General features: G+C 67.1%; 19 protein-coding genes. 13 read left to right on the forward strand and 6 right to left on the reverse strand.

Annotation, left to right across the window (positions count from 1 at the left end; translation table 11 throughout):
- Positions 1 to 129: 129 nt before the first annotated feature.
- On the reverse strand, positions 130 to 450 hold the full coding sequence (locus CV102_RS00145) for a hypothetical protein (RefSeq protein ID WP_148855612.1): 321 nt from the start codon (positions 448 to 450) through the stop codon (positions 130 to 132).
- Between the two features lie 103 nt (positions 451 to 553).
- On the opposite strand from CV102_RS00145, the gene CV102_RS00150 reads away from it, so the two are divergent.
- Both CV102_RS00150 and map read left to right on the forward strand, forming a co-directional pair.
- A complete protein-coding gene (locus tag CV102_RS00150) occupies positions 554 to 1,480 on the forward strand; it encodes an isoaspartyl peptidase/L-asparaginase (RefSeq protein ID WP_148855614.1) in 927 nt (308 codons plus the stop codon).
- 520 nt (positions 1,481 to 2,000) lie between these two features.
- Positions 2,001 to 2,897: a type II methionyl aminopeptidase gene (gene map / locus CV102_RS00155; protein ID WP_148855616.1), complete on the forward strand. Its 897-nt coding sequence runs from the start codon at positions 2,001 to 2,003 to the stop codon at positions 2,895 to 2,897.
- 15 nt (positions 2,898 to 2,912) lie between these two features.
- Here map and CV102_RS00160 read toward each other — a convergent pair whose 3' ends face one another.
- The gene (locus CV102_RS00160; protein WP_148855618.1) at positions 2,913 to 3,113 is read right to left on the reverse strand and encodes a DUF7835 family putative zinc beta-ribbon protein; all 201 of its coding nucleotides are present in this window, start codon (positions 3,111 to 3,113) and stop codon (positions 2,913 to 2,915) included.
- A 246-nt stretch (positions 3,114 to 3,359) separates the two neighbouring features.
- Between CV102_RS00160 and CV102_RS00165 the strand changes: the two genes are divergently transcribed.
- The 3 genes from CV102_RS00165 to CV102_RS00175 all read left to right on the forward strand — a co-directional run bounded on the left by CV102_RS00165 (position 3,360) and on the right by CV102_RS00175 (position 5,388).
- On the forward strand, positions 3,360 to 3,899 hold the full coding sequence (locus CV102_RS00165) for an HIT family protein (RefSeq protein ID WP_148855620.1): 540 nt from the start codon (positions 3,360 to 3,362) through the stop codon (positions 3,897 to 3,899).
- 87 nt (positions 3,900 to 3,986) lie between these two features.
- Entirely contained in the window at positions 3,987 to 4,865 is an 879-nt protein-coding gene (locus tag CV102_RS00170) for a mechanosensitive ion channel family protein (RefSeq protein WP_233710603.1), read from the forward strand.
- A gap of 115 nt (positions 4,866 to 4,980) precedes the next feature.
- Positions 4,981 to 5,388, forward strand: coding sequence for a cupin domain-containing protein (locus CV102_RS00175; RefSeq protein ID WP_148855622.1), 408 nt, complete (start codon positions 4,981 to 4,983; stop codon positions 5,386 to 5,388).
- A gap of 31 nt (positions 5,389 to 5,419) precedes the next feature.
- Here CV102_RS00175 and CV102_RS00180 read toward each other — a convergent pair whose 3' ends face one another.
- Positions 5,420 to 5,656 carry a glutaredoxin family protein gene (locus CV102_RS00180; protein WP_148855624.1) on the reverse strand — a complete coding sequence of 79 codons (237 nt, stop codon included), beginning with the start codon at positions 5,654 to 5,656 and terminating at the stop codon, positions 5,420 to 5,422.
- A gap of 107 nt (positions 5,657 to 5,763) precedes the next feature.
- Between CV102_RS00180 and CV102_RS00185 the strand changes: the two genes are divergently transcribed.
- The gene (locus tag CV102_RS00185) at positions 5,764 to 6,243 is read left to right on the forward strand and encodes a redoxin domain-containing protein (protein WP_148855626.1); all 480 of its coding nucleotides are present in this window, start codon (positions 5,764 to 5,766) and stop codon (positions 6,241 to 6,243) included.
- A 21-nt stretch (positions 6,244 to 6,264) separates the two neighbouring features.
- Here the strand turns inward: CV102_RS00185 and CV102_RS00190 are convergent, their stop codons facing one another.
- On the reverse strand, positions 6,265 to 7,518 hold the full coding sequence (locus CV102_RS00190; protein WP_148855628.1) for a tRNA (N(6)-L-threonylcarbamoyladenosine(37)-C(2))-methylthiotransferase: 1,254 nt from the start codon (positions 7,516 to 7,518) through the stop codon (positions 6,265 to 6,267).
- A gap of 447 nt (positions 7,519 to 7,965) precedes the next feature.
- On the opposite strand from CV102_RS00190, the gene CV102_RS00195 reads away from it, so the two are divergent.
- Genes CV102_RS00195 through CV102_RS00215 form a run of 5 tightly spaced genes read left to right on the forward strand, consistent with a single transcriptional unit; the run spans position 7,966 to position 14,069 of the window.
- Positions 7,966 to 9,054: a M48 family metalloprotease gene (locus CV102_RS00195; protein ID WP_148855630.1), complete on the forward strand. Its 1,089-nt coding sequence runs from the start codon at positions 7,966 to 7,968 to the stop codon at positions 9,052 to 9,054.
- Positions 9,051 to 10,676 (forward strand): DUF4129 domain-containing protein, encoded by a 1,626-nt coding sequence (locus tag CV102_RS00200; RefSeq protein ID WP_148855632.1) that lies wholly within the window; start codon positions 9,051 to 9,053, stop codon positions 10,674 to 10,676. The genes CV102_RS00195 and CV102_RS00200 overlap by 4 nt, the downstream gene beginning before the upstream one ends.
- A complete protein-coding gene (locus CV102_RS00205; protein ID WP_233710604.1) occupies positions 10,673 to 11,371 on the forward strand; it encodes a DUF7269 family protein in 699 nt (232 codons plus the stop codon). Before CV102_RS00200 ends, CV102_RS00205 begins: the two co-directional genes overlap by 4 nt.
- Complete coding sequence (locus tag CV102_RS00210) at positions 11,368 to 12,711, forward strand: DUF58 domain-containing protein (RefSeq protein WP_148855634.1); 1,344 nt, start codon at positions 11,368 to 11,370, stop codon at positions 12,709 to 12,711. Before CV102_RS00205 ends, CV102_RS00210 begins: the two co-directional genes overlap by 4 nt.
- Complete coding sequence (locus CV102_RS00215) at positions 12,708 to 14,069, forward strand: hypothetical protein (RefSeq protein WP_148855636.1); 1,362 nt, start codon at positions 12,708 to 12,710, stop codon at positions 14,067 to 14,069. Before CV102_RS00210 ends, CV102_RS00215 begins: the two co-directional genes overlap by 4 nt.
- Here the strand turns inward: CV102_RS00215 and CV102_RS00220 are convergent.
- A complete protein-coding gene (locus tag CV102_RS00220) occupies positions 14,061 to 15,023 on the reverse strand; it encodes an AAA family ATPase (RefSeq protein ID WP_148855638.1) in 963 nt (320 codons plus the stop codon). The two genes, CV102_RS00215 and CV102_RS00220, sit on opposite strands and share 9 nt — an antisense overlap.
- Positions 15,024 to 15,163: 140 nt before the next feature.
- On the opposite strand from CV102_RS00220, the gene CV102_RS00225 reads away from it, so the two are divergent.
- Positions 15,164 to 16,234 carry an SDR family oxidoreductase gene (locus tag CV102_RS00225; RefSeq protein WP_148855640.1) on the forward strand — a complete coding sequence of 357 codons (1,071 nt, stop codon included), beginning with the start codon at positions 15,164 to 15,166 and terminating at the stop codon, positions 16,232 to 16,234.
- A gap of 636 nt (positions 16,235 to 16,870) precedes the next feature.
- Here CV102_RS00225 and CV102_RS00230 read toward each other — a convergent pair.
- Positions 16,871 to 17,890, reverse strand: a complete 1,020-nt coding sequence (locus tag CV102_RS00230; protein ID WP_148855642.1) for an AI-2E family transporter — start codon at positions 17,888 to 17,890, stop codon at positions 16,871 to 16,873.
- A gap of 115 nt (positions 17,891 to 18,005) precedes the next feature.
- Between CV102_RS00230 and CV102_RS00235 the strand changes: the two genes are divergently transcribed.
- Complete coding sequence (locus CV102_RS00235) at positions 18,006 to 18,731, forward strand: DUF547 domain-containing protein (protein WP_148856522.1); 726 nt, start codon at positions 18,006 to 18,008, stop codon at positions 18,729 to 18,731.
- Positions 18,732 to 18,737: the final 6 nt, after the last annotated feature.

Raw genomic sequence — 18,737 nt, forward strand, 5'->3', positions numbered from 1 at the left:
CGGCCGACCGCTGCCAATCGTGTAAAGATCAGCCCGTAGAATCACTTAGACCGCCAAAACACCGATTCGATCGTTATATAACGGTTCGTCGAACGTCGAATACCGTCGCGACGAACCGCGATACGGCCGTTACGCGCAATCCCCGTCGTCGTCATCCGCCTGACGTGTCTGTGATCGCTCGGCATCGGTCGGGGTCTCCCAGTGTCGACCGATTACGACCGCGCCGGAACCGACCGCGGCGAACCCAGTGATCGCGAGGAGAGCTCGTCCCGGCAGCGACAGCCACCCTTCCTCGAGTGCGACCCACAGCGCCGACAGGAGCGTGATCCCGAAAACGACCAGTGCCGTCCCGACGTCGATCGGATCGCGCTCGTCGTCGACGACCAGTCGGCCGATCGCGATCGCGGTCATCGTGGCGCAGAATCCGACGAGTAGGACAGCCGGCGTCATCGTCGCCATCGGTACTCAGGCTGCGCTCGTAAGTGTGGGGGTTTTCTCACCGACAGCAGTTCGTCACGAAAGTGTTACTGTGGTCGCCTTAACAGGGGAGCGTATGCAGGTACTCGTACACGGTGGTGCCGGCAGCACGCCGGAGGAACCTGAACCACGACAGGCGGTGCTCGACGAGGCCGCGGAAACCGGTGCGGCGCAAGCGAACCCGGTCGACGCGGTCGAAGATGCGATCGGCGTCCTCGAGTCCTCGCCGCGGTTCAACGCGGGCGTCGGCAGCGCCGTCCAGAGCGACGGCGAGATTCGGACCGACGCGGGGATCATGACCGACGACCGGTCGGTCGGTGCGGCCTGTTCGATGCCGGACGTCGAACACGCGGTTAGCGTCGCCCGGATCGTGATGGAGGAGACGCCACACGGTTTCCTTTCGGGAGGGCATGCGGTCTCGCTGGCCGAGGCCTTCGGCGTCGAGACGGGCGTCGACCTCTGGTCGGAGCGCACGCGCGAGAAATGGGCCGCCCTCGAGCCGCCGAGCGGCGGGCCGCGGAGCGAACTCGAGTGGATCAGCGAGCGCTACGGACGGACGGATCCGGACGGTCGCGAGGAGGCGGCGGAATCGACTCGGGATGCAGACGCTGCGGATCTGGATCACGACACCGTCGGCGCGGTCGCCTTCGACGGCGAGCGTCTCGCGGCGGCGACGTCGACGGGCGGCCGCTGGCTCGCACTCGCGGGCCGCGTCGGGGACGTCCCGCAGGTCGGCTCCGGCTTCTACGCCTGCCCGTCCGCTGCGGTGAGCGCGACCGGCGCCGGCGAGGATATCGCTCGCGTCACGCTCTCCAAGCGGGTGGCCGGCCACGTCGAGCGCGGGCTCGACGCCGACGCGGCGACGGAGCTCGCGATCGAGGAGTTCGCCGAACTCACCGGTTCGACGGCCGGCGTCATCGCCATCGACGCGCGCGGAACCCTCGGCTCGGCGTACAACAGTGACGGAATGCAGACCGCGCGGGCGACGGATCGCTCGTCGTGATCGCCTCGAGGCCGACGGCTCTCCCGCCGGGTACGCTCGTTGTCGGCGGCCTCGAGGGATCACGTCCACGTCGTTCGTCCAGTCTCTGCGTGGATTGCCCGGATCTGGCGTCTCTCACGCCAGGTGAGTGGAGGTGTTCGACTGCCAAAACCCCGATGACTGTTTCAGGTGTTTCCTCTCCGTTTCGTCGATAAACGATCGGTCTCATCTGACCGTCGGGTACGCTCGACGGTCAGCGGACAGGATTCGACGATTGTCGTGGCTCAGTTTTATTATTGTCGTGATTCTCTCTGTGGATGATGCTTCACTCACCACACCACGGTTCACGACACTGTCCGCGCTGTGAGACGACACTCTCGAACGTGCAGGGCGTCGAGACCTGTCCGGCGTGTCAGTGGGTCGCAGCGTCGCCGTCCACGTCGTGAGCTATCGCCGCCACCGCTCCCGGTGCACACCTGATCGCACCTGTCACTCGACGAGAGACGGAACCTCTTTTTGTCGACCGATCTAACTCCATTGCATGACTGAGTCCGAGGTGGATCTGGAGTCCGAGAAGTACGAGAAACACCGCGAAGCAGGCGATATTCTCTCGCAGGTTCGCGCAGAGACGGTCGAGCGCGTCGAAGTCGGCGCGAGCCACCTCGAGGTCGCCGAGTACGCCGAGGACCGCATCCGAGAACTCGGCGGAAAGCCGGCGTTTCCGGTCAACGTCTCGATCGACGAGGAGGCGGCCCACGCGACGCCGTCGATCGACGACGAGTCGACGTTCGGCGAGGAGATGATCAATCTGGATATCGGCGTTCACGTCGACGGCTGGCTCGCCGACACCGCGATCACCGTCGACCTCTCCGGCAACCCCGAACTCGCCGAAGCGCCGGAACAGGCGCTCGAGGCCGCACTCGAGATGATCGAACCGGGCGTCGAGACCGGCGATATCGGCGCGGAGATCGAGGACGTCATCGACGGCTACGGCTTCAATCCGGTCGTCAACCTCACCGGCCACGGACTGGGCCACTGGGAGCAACACACCACTCCGACCATCCCGAACCGGGCAGTCTCACAGGGAACGACGCTCGAGGTCGGCGACGTCGTCGCGATCGAACCGTTCGCGACCGACGGCGGCGGCAAGGTCACCGAAGGAGCGAGCGAGGAGATCTTCGCGCTCGAGCGCGAGGGAACCGTCCGGAACCGGCAGGCCCGTGAGGCCCTGGAACAGATCTCCGAGGAGTTCCGCACCTTGCCGTTCGCGACCCGCTGGCTCGAGACGGATCGCGCGGAGATGGCGCTGCGCCGACTCAAACGCAACGACATCGTTCACGGCTACCCGGTGCTCAAGGAGGACGACGGCTATCTCGTCAGTCAGAAAGAGCACACGATCATCGTCACCGAAGATGGCTGCGAAGTGACGACGGCGTAACCCGGTCGGAATCGCTCACGCGTTGTTCATTCGCTGGCTGGAACGGTTGCCACAGCGCTGACACTCGGCGACGCGGTAGGGTTCGCGGGAGAACTGTGCGTTCTCTTCCTTGCGGCTCTCGGTCCGGATCTGAACCGATATTTCGTGCAGTGTCTCGAGATCACAGTCGTTACAGTGCTCGGTCAGCCCATTGAATGAGTCGTCCGTCGTTGCCATTATTACTTCTTTGTCATAGCAACATCTTAAACCTCTCCATCACCCCGAACAGTGAGACACTCGACCCCAAGGACCTATTACTGGGTCGTCAAGAGGCATCGAGATCCGCCAAGACCGTTCATAGATGCGGCAAACCGCGCCTCTTCGGACGGGACGCACTTTGGTGATGGGGCAGCGAGAGGGTCGATTGGTGTCGACGCGCGCGCGAATTGAAACGCTTTAGGCGTCGCTCGAGTGGGCAGAGGTATGGAACAGGTGTTTGCACCGTGGCGGATCGAGTGGATCAAACGCGACAAGGAGAACGCGGATATCGACTCGTGTGCGTTCTGTGAACTCCCCGAACGGGAGTCGGATCGGGAGAACCTGCTCGTTGCACGCAGCGAACGCGCGTTCGTTCTGCTGAATAACTACCCGTACAACCCCGGTCACGTGATGGTCATCCCGCACGCACACACCGGCGAGTACGGGGAACTTACAGACGAACAACTGCTCGATCACGCCCGATTGAAACAGCGAACCTTCGACGCGCTCGAGGTCGCCCTCGAACCGGACGGCTTCAACGCCGGGCTGAACCTCGGCGACGGTGCCGGCGGCTCGATCGACGACCACCTTCACACGCACGTCGTCCCCCGCTGGCAGGGCGACACCAACTTCATGCCCGTCATCAGCGATACCTCGGTGATCGTCGAGGCACTCGAGGACACCTACGAGCACCTCCACGAGGCGTTCGCCGACCAGGAGGGAGCGACGGTGCCCGAGGAGGACGGTGCAGTCATCGTCGACTGACGGACCGACCGCCTCGACGTTCGAGAGCCGACGCCGCCGCGAGTGCCGGCCGAATCCTTGTGCGGATCGCGGTGGTATCCGGACGCTGTGTCCGTTCTGGCCCCGTTCGAGGAGCTGATCCGCGCCTATCTCTCGCTGCTCGACAACGTCGCGACCTTCCTGCTGACGTTCGCACTGGTGTACGCGGTCGGACGTTTCATCCTCCGTCCACTTCTCGGCCTCCTGCTGGACTACCGGGGCACCGAACGTACCCTTCGGGAGGGGCTCGAGAGCGCCGCCTCGTTCGGCGTGATCGCGGGTGCGCTCGTGATCGGTCTCTCGCTGGCCGGTCTCAACTTCATCCTCGAGCGCGCCGCGATCCTCGTCGCCGGCTTTACTGTCGCGCTCGGTTTCGCCGCCCAGAACGTGGTCGGCAACCTGGTCAGTGGCGTCTTCATCGTCACCGACTCGACGTTCAACATCGGCGACTGGATCCGCTGGAACGAACAGGAGGGCGTCATCGAGGACATCCGGTTCCGATCGACGCGAGTCCGGACCTTCGACAACGAGGTGATTTCGGTTCCGAACTCCGAACTGACCGCGAACGCGGTCACCAACGCCGTGTTCAACGAACGGCTTCGCCTGACGGTGCCGGTACAGGTCAACTTCGACGACGACCTCGATACCGTCGTGCGAATCCTCGCGGACGCGGCGGCCGAGAACCCGGACGTCCTCGAGCGGCCGGAGCCGGTCGTACGCATCACGGAACTCGGAGAGACCGTCGAAGTCGTCGCCTCGCTGTGGATCGCCGATCCGGATCGCATCACCTACGGTCGCGTCCGCTCGGAGTACGCCCGCGAGATCGTCGACCGCCTCGAGGAGGCGGGGATCGATCTCGGGCAGGCGAACCCGCAGGCGCTCGAGGGCGAGATCGGGGTCGTTCCGAAATCAACGGCGGACGACGGCGGGACCGGTTTCCGTCGGTAAGCGGCCTTCCGACCGCACGACGCGACCGGGCCGAACCGTCCTCGCGGACGAGAACCAGCAAATGGGACCGGTCGACCGGACACTTTTGCTCCTCGTCGCCCTGTGATAGGTCGAGATGGAATACGAGGTGGTACACACCGACGAAGTTCCGCTGACGGATCTCTCGGAGATCGACGAGATACCCCCGGACCTGCAGATCCGAGCCATCGACGACTTCCTCCCGTCCGAGCACATCCAGCTCAAGCTCTGGTACTTCGAACCCGGCGAGGAGATCCAGTACCACGCCCACGCCGAGCAGGAGGAGCTGTACTTCGTCCTCGAGGGCGAGTTCTCCCTGAAACTCGGCCGCTCCGGCGAGGAGGAGTACGTCGAGGCCGAACCAGGAACGTTCTGGATGGCCCGGCCGGAGGTCGGCCACGGTCATCGCAACGTCGGCGACGAGGAGGGCGTCATCCTCGCGATCGGTGCGCCGTCCGTCGACGATCCCGGCCTCGACCCGCACGAACTCGACGAAGACGAGTGAGCAGCCGGTACCCGGGCGGAACCGACCCCGCTCAGGCGTACGTCGACTCGAGGTAGTCGAGAATCCGTTCCGATTCGGGCATCGTCACGCCGTACTCGTCGTCGACGACGACGGGAACGCCTCGCTGTCCCGAGACGCGTTTTACTTCGTCGCGTTTCGAGTGGAGCCCTTCGACCCAGATGCTCTCGTACTCGACGTCGAGTTCTTCGAGACGATCGACGGCGATTTCGCAGTACGGACAGCCCTCGAGACGGTACAGCGTAACCATGCTCGGGCGTTTCGCTTCCCGCAGTAAAAGCCTACGTGTCTCCGACACGTCTGTCGGCCAGTCCCCGGCGTCCGGGGGTTTTTGGTGATCGCACGAGAGTCCCGGATATGCCACCGACCGTGGGCGAAACCCTGCCCGACTTCGAGGCACCGCTGTGTGACGGCGAGACCTTTCGATCGACTCGACTCTCCGACGCGCTCGGTGCTCGAGGCGGCGTCGTCGTCTGCACCGGCCTCGCGTTCAGCGCGATCGCACAGAACTGGTGGAAACGGTTCGTTCGCGCCGGCTGGGAGGAGTTCGAGGACGTCGCCGTTCTCGGCGTGAGTCGGGACGGCCCCTACGCCCAGAACGAGTTTCTCCGGTGGCTGGATCGTCCCGACTTCCGGTTCTTCGCCGACGTGAACGGCGAGGTGAGCGACTCGCTCGATCTGCTGGCGGACCGCTCGCACATGGCCGACGTCTCGACACCCTGGCGGTCCGCGTTCGTCGTCGATTCCGACCGCGAGGTGCGGTACGCCTTCGTCGCCGACGACTGGATCTCGCCGTTACCCCGCGAGGAGATCGAGGCGGCGGTCGCGGATCTCTGATCGCCACGCGAACTCCGTGCGCTACACCGGTTCGCCGAACGCGTACATCGTCTCGTGAGCCGTTACCTCGAGATCGACGAAGTCGCCGGGCTCGACGCCGTGATCGCTGGCGTTCTGGACGATGATCTGCCTGTACGCGGAGTCGCGACACTTTACCGAGTCGGCGGTCCCCTGCTCGACGACGAGGACGTTCTCGCGGGTCTCGCCGACCATATCGGCGTACGCCTCGCCGACGATTTCCCGCTTGACCGCGCTCATCTCCTTCGAGCGCTCCTTCTTGATCGTCCCGCCGAGGCCCTTCATCTCGGCGGCGTCGGTGCCCGGACGCTTGGAGAACCGGGTGACGTTGATCTTCTCGGGGCGGGTCTCCCGGAGCAGGGCCATCGACTGGGCGTGGTCGTGGTCCGTTTCAGTTGGAAAACCGACGATGAAGTCCGTCGAGAGCGTCCAGTAGTCGAGGTGGTCGTCGAACGTCTCGATGACCTCGAGATACTCCTCGACCTGGTGCTGGCGGCGCATATCGCCGAGGACGTCGTCGCTGCCCGACTGGACGGGTGCGTGCAGGAAGTCGTACAGTTCGTCGTACTCGGCGAAGACGTCCGCCAGCTCCTGGCGGATGCCGTGGACGCCCTTCGGGTTGGCCATCCCCACGCGGACGCGGAACTCGCCGTCGATCTCGCAGATCTCGGAGAGCAGTCGATGAAGCTTGCGCTCGCCCTCGTCCCAGCCGTAGACGCCGGTGTCCTGACCGGTAATGCGGATCTCCTTCGCACCGGCGTGGATCAGCGCGCGGGCTTTCTCCACGTTCTCTTCGATCGACGGCGAGTCGATCTTGCCCGTCGCGTGCTTGGTGATGCAGTACGAGCAGTCGGACATGCACCCGCGCGCGATCGGGAGGATCCCGACGACGCCGTCGAGGATCGGTTCGGCATCCGGAGTCGTTGTCGGACACTCGCCGTTCGTGACGGCCTCGGGAACTTCGTCCCAGTGAAGCACCTGCCCGTCGACGTCGGCCTGCGCGAACTCCTCGCCCTGCGCGAGGGCCATACAGCCCGTGATGAACAGATCGGCGGTCTCGTCGGCCAGTTCCTCGGCCCGCCGGAGCATGTTGCGCTCGGTCTTCTCGACGACGGTGCAGGTGTTGAGGATGGCGACGTCGGCCTCGTCGGCGCCGTCGACCCGGTAGTGGCCCGCGTCGCGGAGCCGTCGCTCGATCTCGCGACTCTCCCCGCGATTAGACGTGCAGCCGTACGTTTCGATGTGATACCGGGCCATCGTCGTTGTCCCACTCTCGGGCCCCGCAAGCCAAAAGCCCGACGGATCAGGACGGCCCTCGCGGCGGTGTGGGGCTCGTTCTCACGCGTCTTCGACCGGTGACTCGAGACTCACACAACAGCAACGGACCGGTCGCGTCGACTCTCGCACGGCGAGTGCGCTGGCCAGGACTCGGCCGATCTCGTGGCACGTACTCGGGTAGCCGTCTCACTCGCGATCGACAAAGGGGCCGGAGTAGTTGGCTAACAGGAGTGGTCCTGTCTGTGACTGTCAATGGAACCCCGACCGGTTCGAACGACGAGTGCCGTCCGGAAGTATTCTCTCTCCGACACGTGTTCCACGACGTGAAAAATCGAACCGTAATCCCGTCCGAACGACAGCAGTAATGACTATCACTACACGTAACACTTTTGGTAGTTCGCTGACGATTTCGAACGAACGCCCTCCATGAGTCTTCGGCTTCGGATCTGTGCCGTCCTCGCCGTGTTCGCTGCAGTGAACGCCCTGTTCGTCCTCGCGCTGCTGTGGTCGTACGGCGTCTTGCTCCCGGCGGTCGTCGGCGGCAGCATCGTCTACCTTCGTCACGGAAGCGTCGGGTTCGACCTCCTTCAGCTCCCCGTCACCTGGTCGACGTTCCTGGTGCTGGTCGCCGGCTTCCTCGTTGCGCAGGTCTGCTACGGCTACCGACGCGTCCTCTCGAGGACGGGACGAACCGCTGGCGACGAGGAACACGCGGTCGCTCGGACGGTCCGTCGACTGGCGATGACCGCCGACGTGCCCGAACCGGACGTCCGCGTCGTCGACGACGAGACCGCGAGCTGTTACACCGTCGGTCGGTTCACCGACGCGACGGTCGTCGTCACGACGGGGCTGATCGACGCACTCGACGCCGACGAACTCGAGGCCGTCCTCGCCCACGAGGTCGCCCACGTCGCCAACCGCGACGTGACGCTGATGACGATCACGACGCTGTTCCTCGAGATTGCCGACCGAGCCTACCACGCCTCGAAGCTCGCCCGCCGAGCGGTTCGACACCCGACCGAACTCTCCGGACGGAGTCGTGCGGCACTCACGTGGTTCCTGCCGCTGGTCGCCCTGACCGCCGTCTTCGTCGCGCCCGTGCTGTGGCTCTTTCCTCGAGTGGCAGACTGGGCGACCCGGACGCTCTCACACACCCGGGAGTTCGCAGCCGACGCCGCGGCCGCCCGAATCACCGGGAATCCGCTGGCGCTCGCGACCGCGCTCGTGACGCTCGCGGAGACTGCCGAGACGCCGGCGACGGATCTCCGGGTGGCGAAAACGCGCGCGCTGTGTATCGTTCCGACGGAGCCGATCGCCGGCCGCGAGGCCGCGTCGCTGCCCTCGATTCGGCGACCGGCCGACGAGAGCCGCCGTCGTGAGCGCATCACGGCGTGGCTCGAGGGAACGACTCCGTCGACTCCCACCGACGGAACCGCGTCCGGAACCCACCCGCCCGCCGACGACCGCGTTCGACGACTGACCGATATCGCCGCCGAACTGGAGGGACGTTCGTGACCGAGACGAGGCGGCTCCTGTTCGTCCTGGCGTGTGTCGTCTGCCTGCTCACCGTCGTGAGCGCGCTTCCGGCGGCCGACCCGCGCCTCGAGACGCCGGGTGGAACCGACGACGCTCCGGCGGCTGGCGGCTGGGAGACGATCACGGAGGGATCGGATCCTGCCGAACGAGCGACCGAAACCGGGGATGACGATACCGACGACACCGGCGACGACGAGAGCGACGCAGTCGACGAGGTAAGCCAGGAGATCGAGATCGACGGTGCGCTCGAGCCCGGCAACGAGATCAGGGTCGAGATCGACGACGTTCCCCACTTCGCCGGCCGGACGGTCGAGGTGAACGGCGAGGACGTCACAGAGACGAACAGCTTCGGTCGAACCACCGTCGAGGTCCCGTACGCCGAGGAGATGAACGTCACGGTTCCCGAGATCAACGAGTCGAAGACGGTAGCCGTCGAGACGGACGCGACCCTCGAGGCAGACGACGGTGCGGCCCCGGACCGTGACCTCGAGGTTGCTGCCGCGGTCGGTTCGACGCCGGTGGAAAACGGGACGGTCTACCTCGAGGACGAGGCCGTCGCGACCACCGACGCCGACGGGTCGGCCGACGTGACGCTTCCGGAGTCGGCCGGCCCGGCGGAGCTACGGGTCGAACGCGGCCCGGTCGCGAGCGAACGCACGGTCGACGTCGCCGAACCGAACGTCGAGTTCGCGACCTCGCTGCTGTTCCCGGGCTCTCCGGCTCCCGTCCAGGTGTCGGCCGACGGCGTCGGCGTCCCGAACGCGACTGTCTCGCTCGAGTCGGGCGAGGAGGTGCAGACCGGCGAGGACGGCCTGGCGCGGCTGTGGTTGCCGCTCGACGACGAGGCGATCGTCACGGCCGAGGTCGGCGCAGAGACGACGACGGCGACCGTCGGGAACCTCTACCTCCGACTGACTGCGCTCGCCGTGCTCGTTCCCGGCCTCGCCGTCGGGGCGACGGTGACGTATCTGCAGTTCGCTGCGGCCTACGAGCGGCGCCGCGGGGAACGCCTTCCCGGGCTGTTCGTCGGGCTCGCGGGGGCGTTCACCGTCTTGTTCGACGGATCCTGGTGGCCGTCGAGACCGCGACTGAATCGCTCGCTCTCGCTTCCACGAGTCGCCGCCGGGGTCCCGTCGTTCGACCTCTCGCTGCCGTCGGTCGGTCGACTGTTTGCCACGCTTCCGTCGCTCGGCTCGATTACGAGTTCGTCGGATCGGAGCGTTCGGTCGGTGTTCGGCCGTGGCGACGACGGGACCGAGGACGGAGGCACGACCGCCGGTCGAACGACCGACGATACCGACGTCCCCGGCCTGGCACCCGAACGGCTCGAGCCCCGGGGACCCCGAGCGGAGGTGCGAGCGGCGTGGCACGCCTTCCTCGATAGGCTCGACCTCGAGGACCGCGAAACGCGGACGCCGGGAGAGGCCGCTCGTCACGCGCTCGCCGCCGGATTCCCCGCGGCGGGCGTCCGACGGCTCGTTCGGGTCGTCCGGGACCTCGAGTACGGCGACCGCGAGCCGTCGCCCGACCGCGTGGCGACCGCTCGGGAGGCGACCGACGAACTGCTCGAGCACGAACCCGACGAGGAGGGAGACGAATGAGCGGCTCGAAGTCGTGGCGCGGAGCGATCGGTCGGCTGGCCGCGGTCGACCCGGAACGGACCGCAGCAGCGGTCGTCGGTCTCGGCACCGTCCTGACGGTCGGCGCGGTGCTGTTCGGCGGCTACGTCCCGCGGATCGGGACCCTTCTCGCGACGACGCTGTATCCGCTCGCGGTGTTGTTCCCGCTGCTCGGGCTGGCGGTCGTGGCGAGCGCCGTCTGGTGGCTGTGGGCCACCACTCGGCCCGACGTGTCGTCGATCGGTCGGGGAGCAGCGCCCGAAACGGGCCTGACGCATACGACGGCACCCGTAATCCGCGAAACGGACCGTGCCCTCGAGATCGCTGCGAACAGCCGGTACAGCTGCCGGGAGACCGAATCGGGACGAGACGTTCGCGCGCGGCTCCTCGAAGGCGCGGTCCGCGTCGTCCGGACGAGACGCGGGCTCGCAGCCGAGACGGCCCGCGATCGCATCCGCTCGGGCGAGTGGACGGACGATCCCGTCGCCGCGGCGTTCCTCGCGGCGGAGCGGTCACAACCCGTTCCCGAGCGACTCCGCGGCGCGGTGGATCCCGGCGCTGCCTACTACCGTCGCGTTCGCCGGACGCTCGATGCCATCGAGCGCGTCGAGAGAACCGAGGAAACCGGCGGGCCGATCGAAGACGGCCGCCCCGAGCACCGCGAGGTGGAGCGATGACCGACCGCGGCGTTCACCGCCTCGACCGGGGCGAGTGGGCGCTCGTCGCCGCGCTCGCGCTCGCCGGCCTCGGTCTCGCCACCGGAAGTCAGGTGCTCGTCGCCGCCGCGACGCTCCCGCTGTGGTACGTCGCCGCCACCGTCTTCGGTACTCGGCCCTCGCCCTCGATCCGCGTTCGGCGGCAACTCGCCGTCGGCGACACGTTCGAGTCGGAGGCGACTACCGAGAACGCGACCGAGGGCGGTGAGTCAGACGGTCCCGCCGGCGATCCCGGCGACACCGTCACGGTTCGAACGACGGTCGAGAACGTCGGCCCGGAGCCGCTCGTCGACCTGCGGGTCGTCGACGGGGTGCCCGACGCGCTCCCGGTCAGTTCGGGGTCGCCTCGACGCTGTGCGACCCTCGAGCCGGGCGCGGAGACGACCCTCGAGTACGCGGTCGAACTCCGGCGCGGCGAGCACGCGTTCGAGGACGTAAGCGTCCGGACGCGCGACCTCACGGGGACGGTCGCGGAGACCGGAACCGAACCCGTCCTCGGCGACGACGCGCTCCGCTGTTCGTCGGCCGTCGAACGGGTACCGCTCGGCGGCGGCACGAACGACTACGCGGGGGAGGTTCCGACGGACGAAGGCGGCAGCGGCGTCGAGTTCTACGCCGTTCGCGAGTACGCGTCGGGCGACCCGGTCCGGTCGATCGACTGGCGTCGGTACGCGAGCACGCGGGACCTGGCGACCGTCGAGTATCGTGCCGAGCGGGCGACGCGGATCGTCTGCGTCGTCGACGTCCGGTCCAGCCAGCATCGTGCGGCGACGGCACAGCTTCCCGCAGTGGAGCTGTCGGCCAGTGCCGCCGAACGGACCCTCGAGACGCTGCTCGCGGCGGGCCATCCCACTGGCATCGTCACCCTTCACAACCGGCTCCTGACGACCGTCTCACCGGGTACCGATCCGGAGACGCGACGACGGGCGACCGAGCTGTTACGCGCAGTCCGGGAGTCGGAGTCGGTCGACGGCGTTCGCGCCCGCACGCTGACGAGCGATCCGATCGCGACGCTTCCCCGGACGCTCCCCGGCGAGGCGCAGGTCTATCTGTTCTCCTCGTTCGTGGACGACGAGGCGCTCGAACTGGTCGAACGGCTCCGGACGCTCGGCTACGCCGTCCGCGTCGTGGCTCCCGACGTCGCCCACGCCGACGACGTCGCGACGCGACTCGAGGCACTCGATCGCGACACTCGACTCGCCCGTGCTCGAGCGCTCGGCGCCCGCGTCGTCGACTGGCCCCTCGATCGACCGCTCGGGCTCGTGTTACACGACGCTATCGGGGAGGTGGGTGGGCGATGAGCGCCGCCGGCTCTCGGCTGCCGACGACGACCGCTCGAGCTGTTGTGGTCGCTGCGGTCGTCGGAACGGTCGCACTCGCGGCTCACGAACCGGTAGTCGTCGCCGCCGTCCTCGGGGGGACGGCCCTCGCGGCGACGACCGTCGGGTTCGACGGCTCGCTTCGGCGCGTGGCGCTCGCGTCGGCCCTGCTGCCGACCGTTGTCCTGGGGACGCTCGCCGTCGTCGCTCAGTCGGCCGGACCGACCGCCGTCGTGCTGGTGTTCGTCGGGGTGACACTCGGCCTCGGTATCGGCGGGGTCGTCGTCGGCTCGCCGTCGTCGGCCGCGCTCCGACGAGCGGGAATCGCTGCGGGAGCCGCGGCGGCCGTCGTCGTCGCCGGCGGCCTGTTCGCACTCGGCCTCGAAACGTCGGCCCAGTCGCAGTCGCCCGTCGACGCAGCGATCTGGCTCACCAGGGACGGACTCTCCGGACTGTTCGTCGGAATCGTCGTCGCGGCGCTCGCAGTCGCGGGTGGATTGCTCGCCGTGCCGCCGGCGGCGTTCGCGACGCCCGCCAGCCACGATGCGCGCGTTGCGGCGAGAGACGCACTGGTGCGGTCGGTCGTGCTCGGTGGCGTCGTCCTCGCTGTCGGTCTTTTGCTCGTGGCAGCCGTCGGCTGGGTCTTCCCGCTCGTCGTGGCCGTCGCCGACAGCGCGATCGTTCGCGGACTGCTCGCACTCGTGACGGCCTCGGGTCTCGGGCTCGCCGCGCTCGGGATCGTCGTTCGACGGTCGTGGCCCCGCTCGAGCCGGGAAAACGCGATCATCCCGATCGTCGTCGGTGGGGTCTGTGGCATCGTGCTCTTGCTCGGACTCGCCGTCGGCGTTCTCGGTTGGTCGGTCGTCACGCCGCTATCCACCGGAACCGTCGTGGCACTCGGCGTGGGCGGCGCACTGGCGTGGTACGTCGGGATCCTCGGCAAAGACGGACTTCCGGGACCGGTCGGCGTAATCGCCGGTGCGCTCGCCGCCGGCGCCGTCGTCCTCGGCGCACTCGCGGACGGCGGCGCGACCGGACTCGAGGCCGTCCGAACCGGCACAACACCGTTCGTCGCGCTCGCGGCGAGCCTCCTCGTGTACGATCTCGGCCGGTACGGGCGCGGTCTCGCGTACGAAATCGGTCCGGAGGGAGCCACACCGAGACCCCAACTCGTCCGGTTCGCCTGGAGCGCCACCGTCGCCGCCGTCGGCGTCGTCGTCGCGGCGGTCGGGCTCTGGAGCGCGACGCTGCTCGAGCCGACGCTGTCTGTGCCGGCCACGGCGGGCGTGCTCGCCGGGGTCGTCGCGGTCGTTATCGGGGTGCGGTTCCTGTTACGGTGAGGGAGAGTCCATCGCCGGCACGTCGACGGCGTCGAGAACGGAGTCGACGACTGCCCGACGGGTCGCTCCCTGAATGCTCGCCTCGGGATCCAGAACGAGGCGGTGGGCGAGTGCAGGTCCGGCGATGCGCTTGACGTCGTCCGGGACGACGTAGTCGCGACCGTCGAGGACCGCCCGTGCGCGACCCACTTCGAACAGCCGCTGGACGCCCCGCGGCGAGACGCCGACGTCGACGCGGCCGTCCGTACGCGTCCTGCGACAGATCTCGCCGATGTAGTCTCGCACCGGTCCCTCGACGACGACGGACTCGGGCACCCGCTGGAGTTCGAGCACCGTCTCGCGGTCGGCGACGGGTTCGACGGTCGGCTCCGGTCGATCGCGGTCGGCGCGGCGATCGAGTAGTTCCCGCGTGCCGTCAGCATCGGGATAGCCGAGCGAGGTCTTCACCATGAAGCGGTCTCGCTGGGCTTCCGGCAGTTCGAACGTTCCCTCCTGCTCGACGGGGTTCTGCGTCGCGATGACGACGAACGGGTCCGGAAGCTCGTGGGTCTCGCCGTCGACGGTTACCTGTCCTTCCCCCATCGCTTCGAGCAGCGCGGACTGGGTCTTCGGCGGCGCGCGGTTGATCTCGTCGGCCAGGACGATGTTCGCGAACACCGGACCGGGAGTGAAACGAAACTCGCCGGTCTCCTCCTCGAAGACGTACGAGCCGGTGACGTCGGCCGGCATGAGGTCGGGTGTGAACTGGATCCGGGAAAATTCGAGGCCGAGCGCGGTGGCGAACGACCGGGCCGTCAGCGTCTTGCCCGTTCCGGGGACGTCCTCGAGCAGGACGTGTCCGCGGGCGAGCACTCCGGCGGTGACGTCTTCCAGGACGGTTCGATCGGCGACCACTGCGGAGAGGATCTCGTCGACGACGGCGTCGGCCGTCGTCGCGGCGTCGGCGACTGACATACCGACTACCCGTCGCTTCGTTGACTTATAGTTCCCGCAACCGATCGTAGACGGTCGCCTCGAGGGCGGTATCGGCCACTCGAGACGGTGCACGCGCATACAGGCACCGAGCGAAAGGTCGTCGTCCCCGACAGACACTTATGAGCCGTCTCCGACTCCCCGGCGTTCGAGACAGTGGACAGGAAGCGACGACCGAGAGTCCGAAACCGCTCGAGGAGCAGGTGATCGTGATCACCGGCGCCTCGTCGGGTATCGGGCTGACGACCGCACGAATGGCGGCGGACCGCGGTGCGCGCGTCGTCCTCGCGGCACGGAGCGAGGACGCCCTGCGGGAGGCGACCGACGGGATCGAGGACGAGGGCGGCGACGCCGAGTACGTCGTCGCCGACGTCGGTGACCGGGAGGACGTCCGCGAGATCGCCCGCGTCGCCGAGGACGAGTACGGCGGTTTCGACACCTGGATCAACGGCGCCGCGGTTTCGATCTACGGGACGCTCGAGGACGTTCCGGCCGAGGAGATGCGCGAACAGTTCGACACCAACGTCTGGGGCGTACTGTACGGCTCGCTCGAGGCCGCAGCGCACCTCCGGGAGCGTGGCGGGACGATCATCAATATCGGGAGCATCGTCTCGGATCGCGCCATCATGCTCCAGGGTAGCTACTCGGCTTCGAAACACGCCGTCAAGGCCTTCACCGACACGCTGCGGATGGAACTCGAGGACGAGGGCGCGCCGATCACCGTGACGCTCGTCAAACCGGCCGCGATCGACACGCCGTACCCGGAGCACGCGAAAAACTACATGGACGACGCGGCGACGGTTCCGGCGCCGGTGTACGCACCCGAAACGGTCGCGCGAGCGATTCTACACGCCGCGGAACACCCCCAGCGGGACGTCACCGTCGGCGGCGGCGGCAAGCAGTTCTCGCTGCTCGGGCAGTACGCGCCGAGCCTGATGGATACGCTGATGAAGACCGTGTTCGGCCCCCAACAGCGCAAGGACGAGCCGCCGCGGCCGGACGCGGAAAACGGGCTCGAAGACTCTTCGGGGGATCTCGAGGAGCGTGGCGGTTACGAGGGCCACGTCGCCGAGTCGAGCCTCTACACCCGGCTCCGACAGCGGGGACGGACGCCAGGCGGGGCGGTTCTCGGTCTCGGCCTCGCCGGGATCCTCTACGCGGGGTACCGGGCGCTCCGCGGCGAAGAGCGGTAGTCGACTGCGGCCGTTCGAAATTCCGATCCCGAAACCGTCGACCGCGCGTTCGACGCTGTCTCGAACCGCACGACGAGCGCGTTCGTTTCGCGTCCGTCCTCTTTTCCGCTTACCAGTAGTTGGTCGCACGGTTTCGGTATTCAGTAGGGCACGTGAAACTCGGGTTACGTGCACGGGAACGGCGTCTCACTTCGGGCCGGCCACCCCTCGCTGCGGTGGCGCGCGCTGTCGGCCGGCCGAACGTAGCGAGGTGCGAGCCTGCGAGCACCTCGGAAAGCGAACGGTGACCGAAGGGGACCGTGAGCACCAGTGAGGACGGTCGACACCGGTGTGCGAGGGGCGAACGAGCGGAGCGCGGCGCGGAGCGCCGCGGAGGGGCGAACGGCCAGCGGCCGTGAGCCCGCAAGCGAGTGAGCCGGCTGGGGAGGGTGTGGCCATCCCGTGTGTTCGTGCGAGCAGGATATGCGCTCTCGGTGAGTACCGCGAAAGCCCCCGGCCCTTTCAGTCCCACCCGGCGGTGGTTGGGTAGGGCTGCAGATTCGACGCCGGACGTTCCACGCGCATCCGTCGGTGACGAATCGACCAACTCAGTTTCAGGCCTGATCCTGAATGGCGAAGTCGCGCTACTATCGACTGTTACGTCGTCCCGGACTCGCCCCCGAGGCGGTCGTAGTTGTCGTCGACGACCTCGAGGATCGCGATCAGCGCGCCGACGACGACCGGGCCGAAGAACAGGCCCATGATGCCGAACGCGTAGATCCCCCCGAGCACGCCGAGGATGATCACGGCGGGACTGATCTCGGCGTAGCGGTCGACGACGATCGGCCGGAGGTAGTCGTCGGCGACGCCGACGACGATGGCGCTGTAGACGGCCAGTGCTCCGGCGAGCACCGGTTCGCCGATCAAGACGAGATAGATCGCTGCGGGACCCCACACCAGCGGCGCGCCGATCAGCGGCACCAGCGAGAGGATGACCATGACGAACGTCCAGAACGCGGCGTTCGGGATGCCGACTGCGAACAGGGCCAGACCGGCGACGACTCCCTCGATGATCGCGATCAGGACGTGGCCGGCCAGGACGGCCCACATGACCTCGTCGAGTTCGTCGTAGAGATCGTCCTGGACGTCGCTCGGCAGCGGAGTGATCTCTCGGATCCAGGCCAGCAGGTCGTCGCCGCTCTTGAGCAGGTAGTAGAGCAAGAACAGCGCCAGCCCGAGCCCGATCAACGCGTGCGTGACCGCGCTGAACCACGCCGTCGCCTGCTCGAGGACGATCGAACCGATCTGTTCGGCGGAGTCGGCCAGCGTCGCCGTCAGATTGACTTCCATCCCGGTCTCTTCCTCGATTAGCTCTTCGATTTCGGCGAACTGGAGCGTCTCGGGGTCGGCCTCCTGGAGAAGATCCGCAGCGTCTTCGGCGATCACTGCGGCGACGAGCACGAACGGAATAATGAACCCGACGATCGCGAGGCCGACGAGCAAGAACGCGGAGATCGCCGGCGATATTCGTCCTTCGAGGCGCTTCTGCAGCGGAAAGAGCACGAACGCGAGCAGAACTGCCAGGAGGACGTACTGGAGAAAGGGAACGACGAGTTGCCAGGAGAGATAGGCGAAGATCGTGACGAGTGCGAGGAGATAGCCTTTGCTGAGATTCACGGGCTAGCTATCGGCCGTTACGTGGATAAAAGCGAACCCGACATATTCCAACAGAAGAGTGTCGTATACAGCCACAACACGGCTTCAATAAGCTGGTTGGCCAAGTATGGCACGGATGTCCACCCAGCTCGATCCCCTCTCCCTGTCGGCGGATCTTCTGTACACAGTCAAGACTGAGGGGGATCCCAACTGGTTGCGAACGCATCTGGCGTCGCTCGATCCATCTCGGCTGGACCGGGCCCTCTCCAGTCGGGAACGTCGACTCTCGTTCTGGCTCAACTGCTACAACGCCTACGCCCAGTTGCTCATCGAGGAGACGCCGGAACTGCTCGAGGGAGGCATCGTCGACCGCTGGAAGTTCTTCGTCCGGGATCGAATCCCCATCTGCGGCGTCTGGTTGAGTCTCAACGACATTCAACACGGGATGCTCCGGAGTTCGAAACACCCCTGGGGGCTCGGATACGTGCCGCGACCGTTCCCCTCGCCGTTCGAACGCCGGTTCCGTCTCGAGAGCTGCGAACCGCGGATCCACTTCGCGGTCAGTCGCGGCGGCGAACACTGTCCGCCGATCGCGGTCTACTCGGCGGCCGACGTCGACGAGGAACTGGATATCGCGATCCGGTGGTACTTAGAGGAGACCGTCAGCTACGACCCCGACGGCGGGACCGCGACGATCCCGCGGCTCTTCCGGCGGTACCGCGGTGATTTCGGCGGCAAACGCGGGATCCGCGAGTTCCTCCGGGAGTACGACGCGATCCCCGCAGACGCGACGCCGTCGCTCGAGTACGAGCGACCTACCCGACGCGACGGCTTCGACCTCGAGGAGTTCGTCGACCGCTGATTTCGA

The organism is Natronococcus pandeyae (genome assembly GCF_008122205.1).
GTDB lineage: Archaea > Halobacteriota > Halobacteria > Halobacteriales > Natrialbaceae > Natronococcus > Natronococcus pandeyae.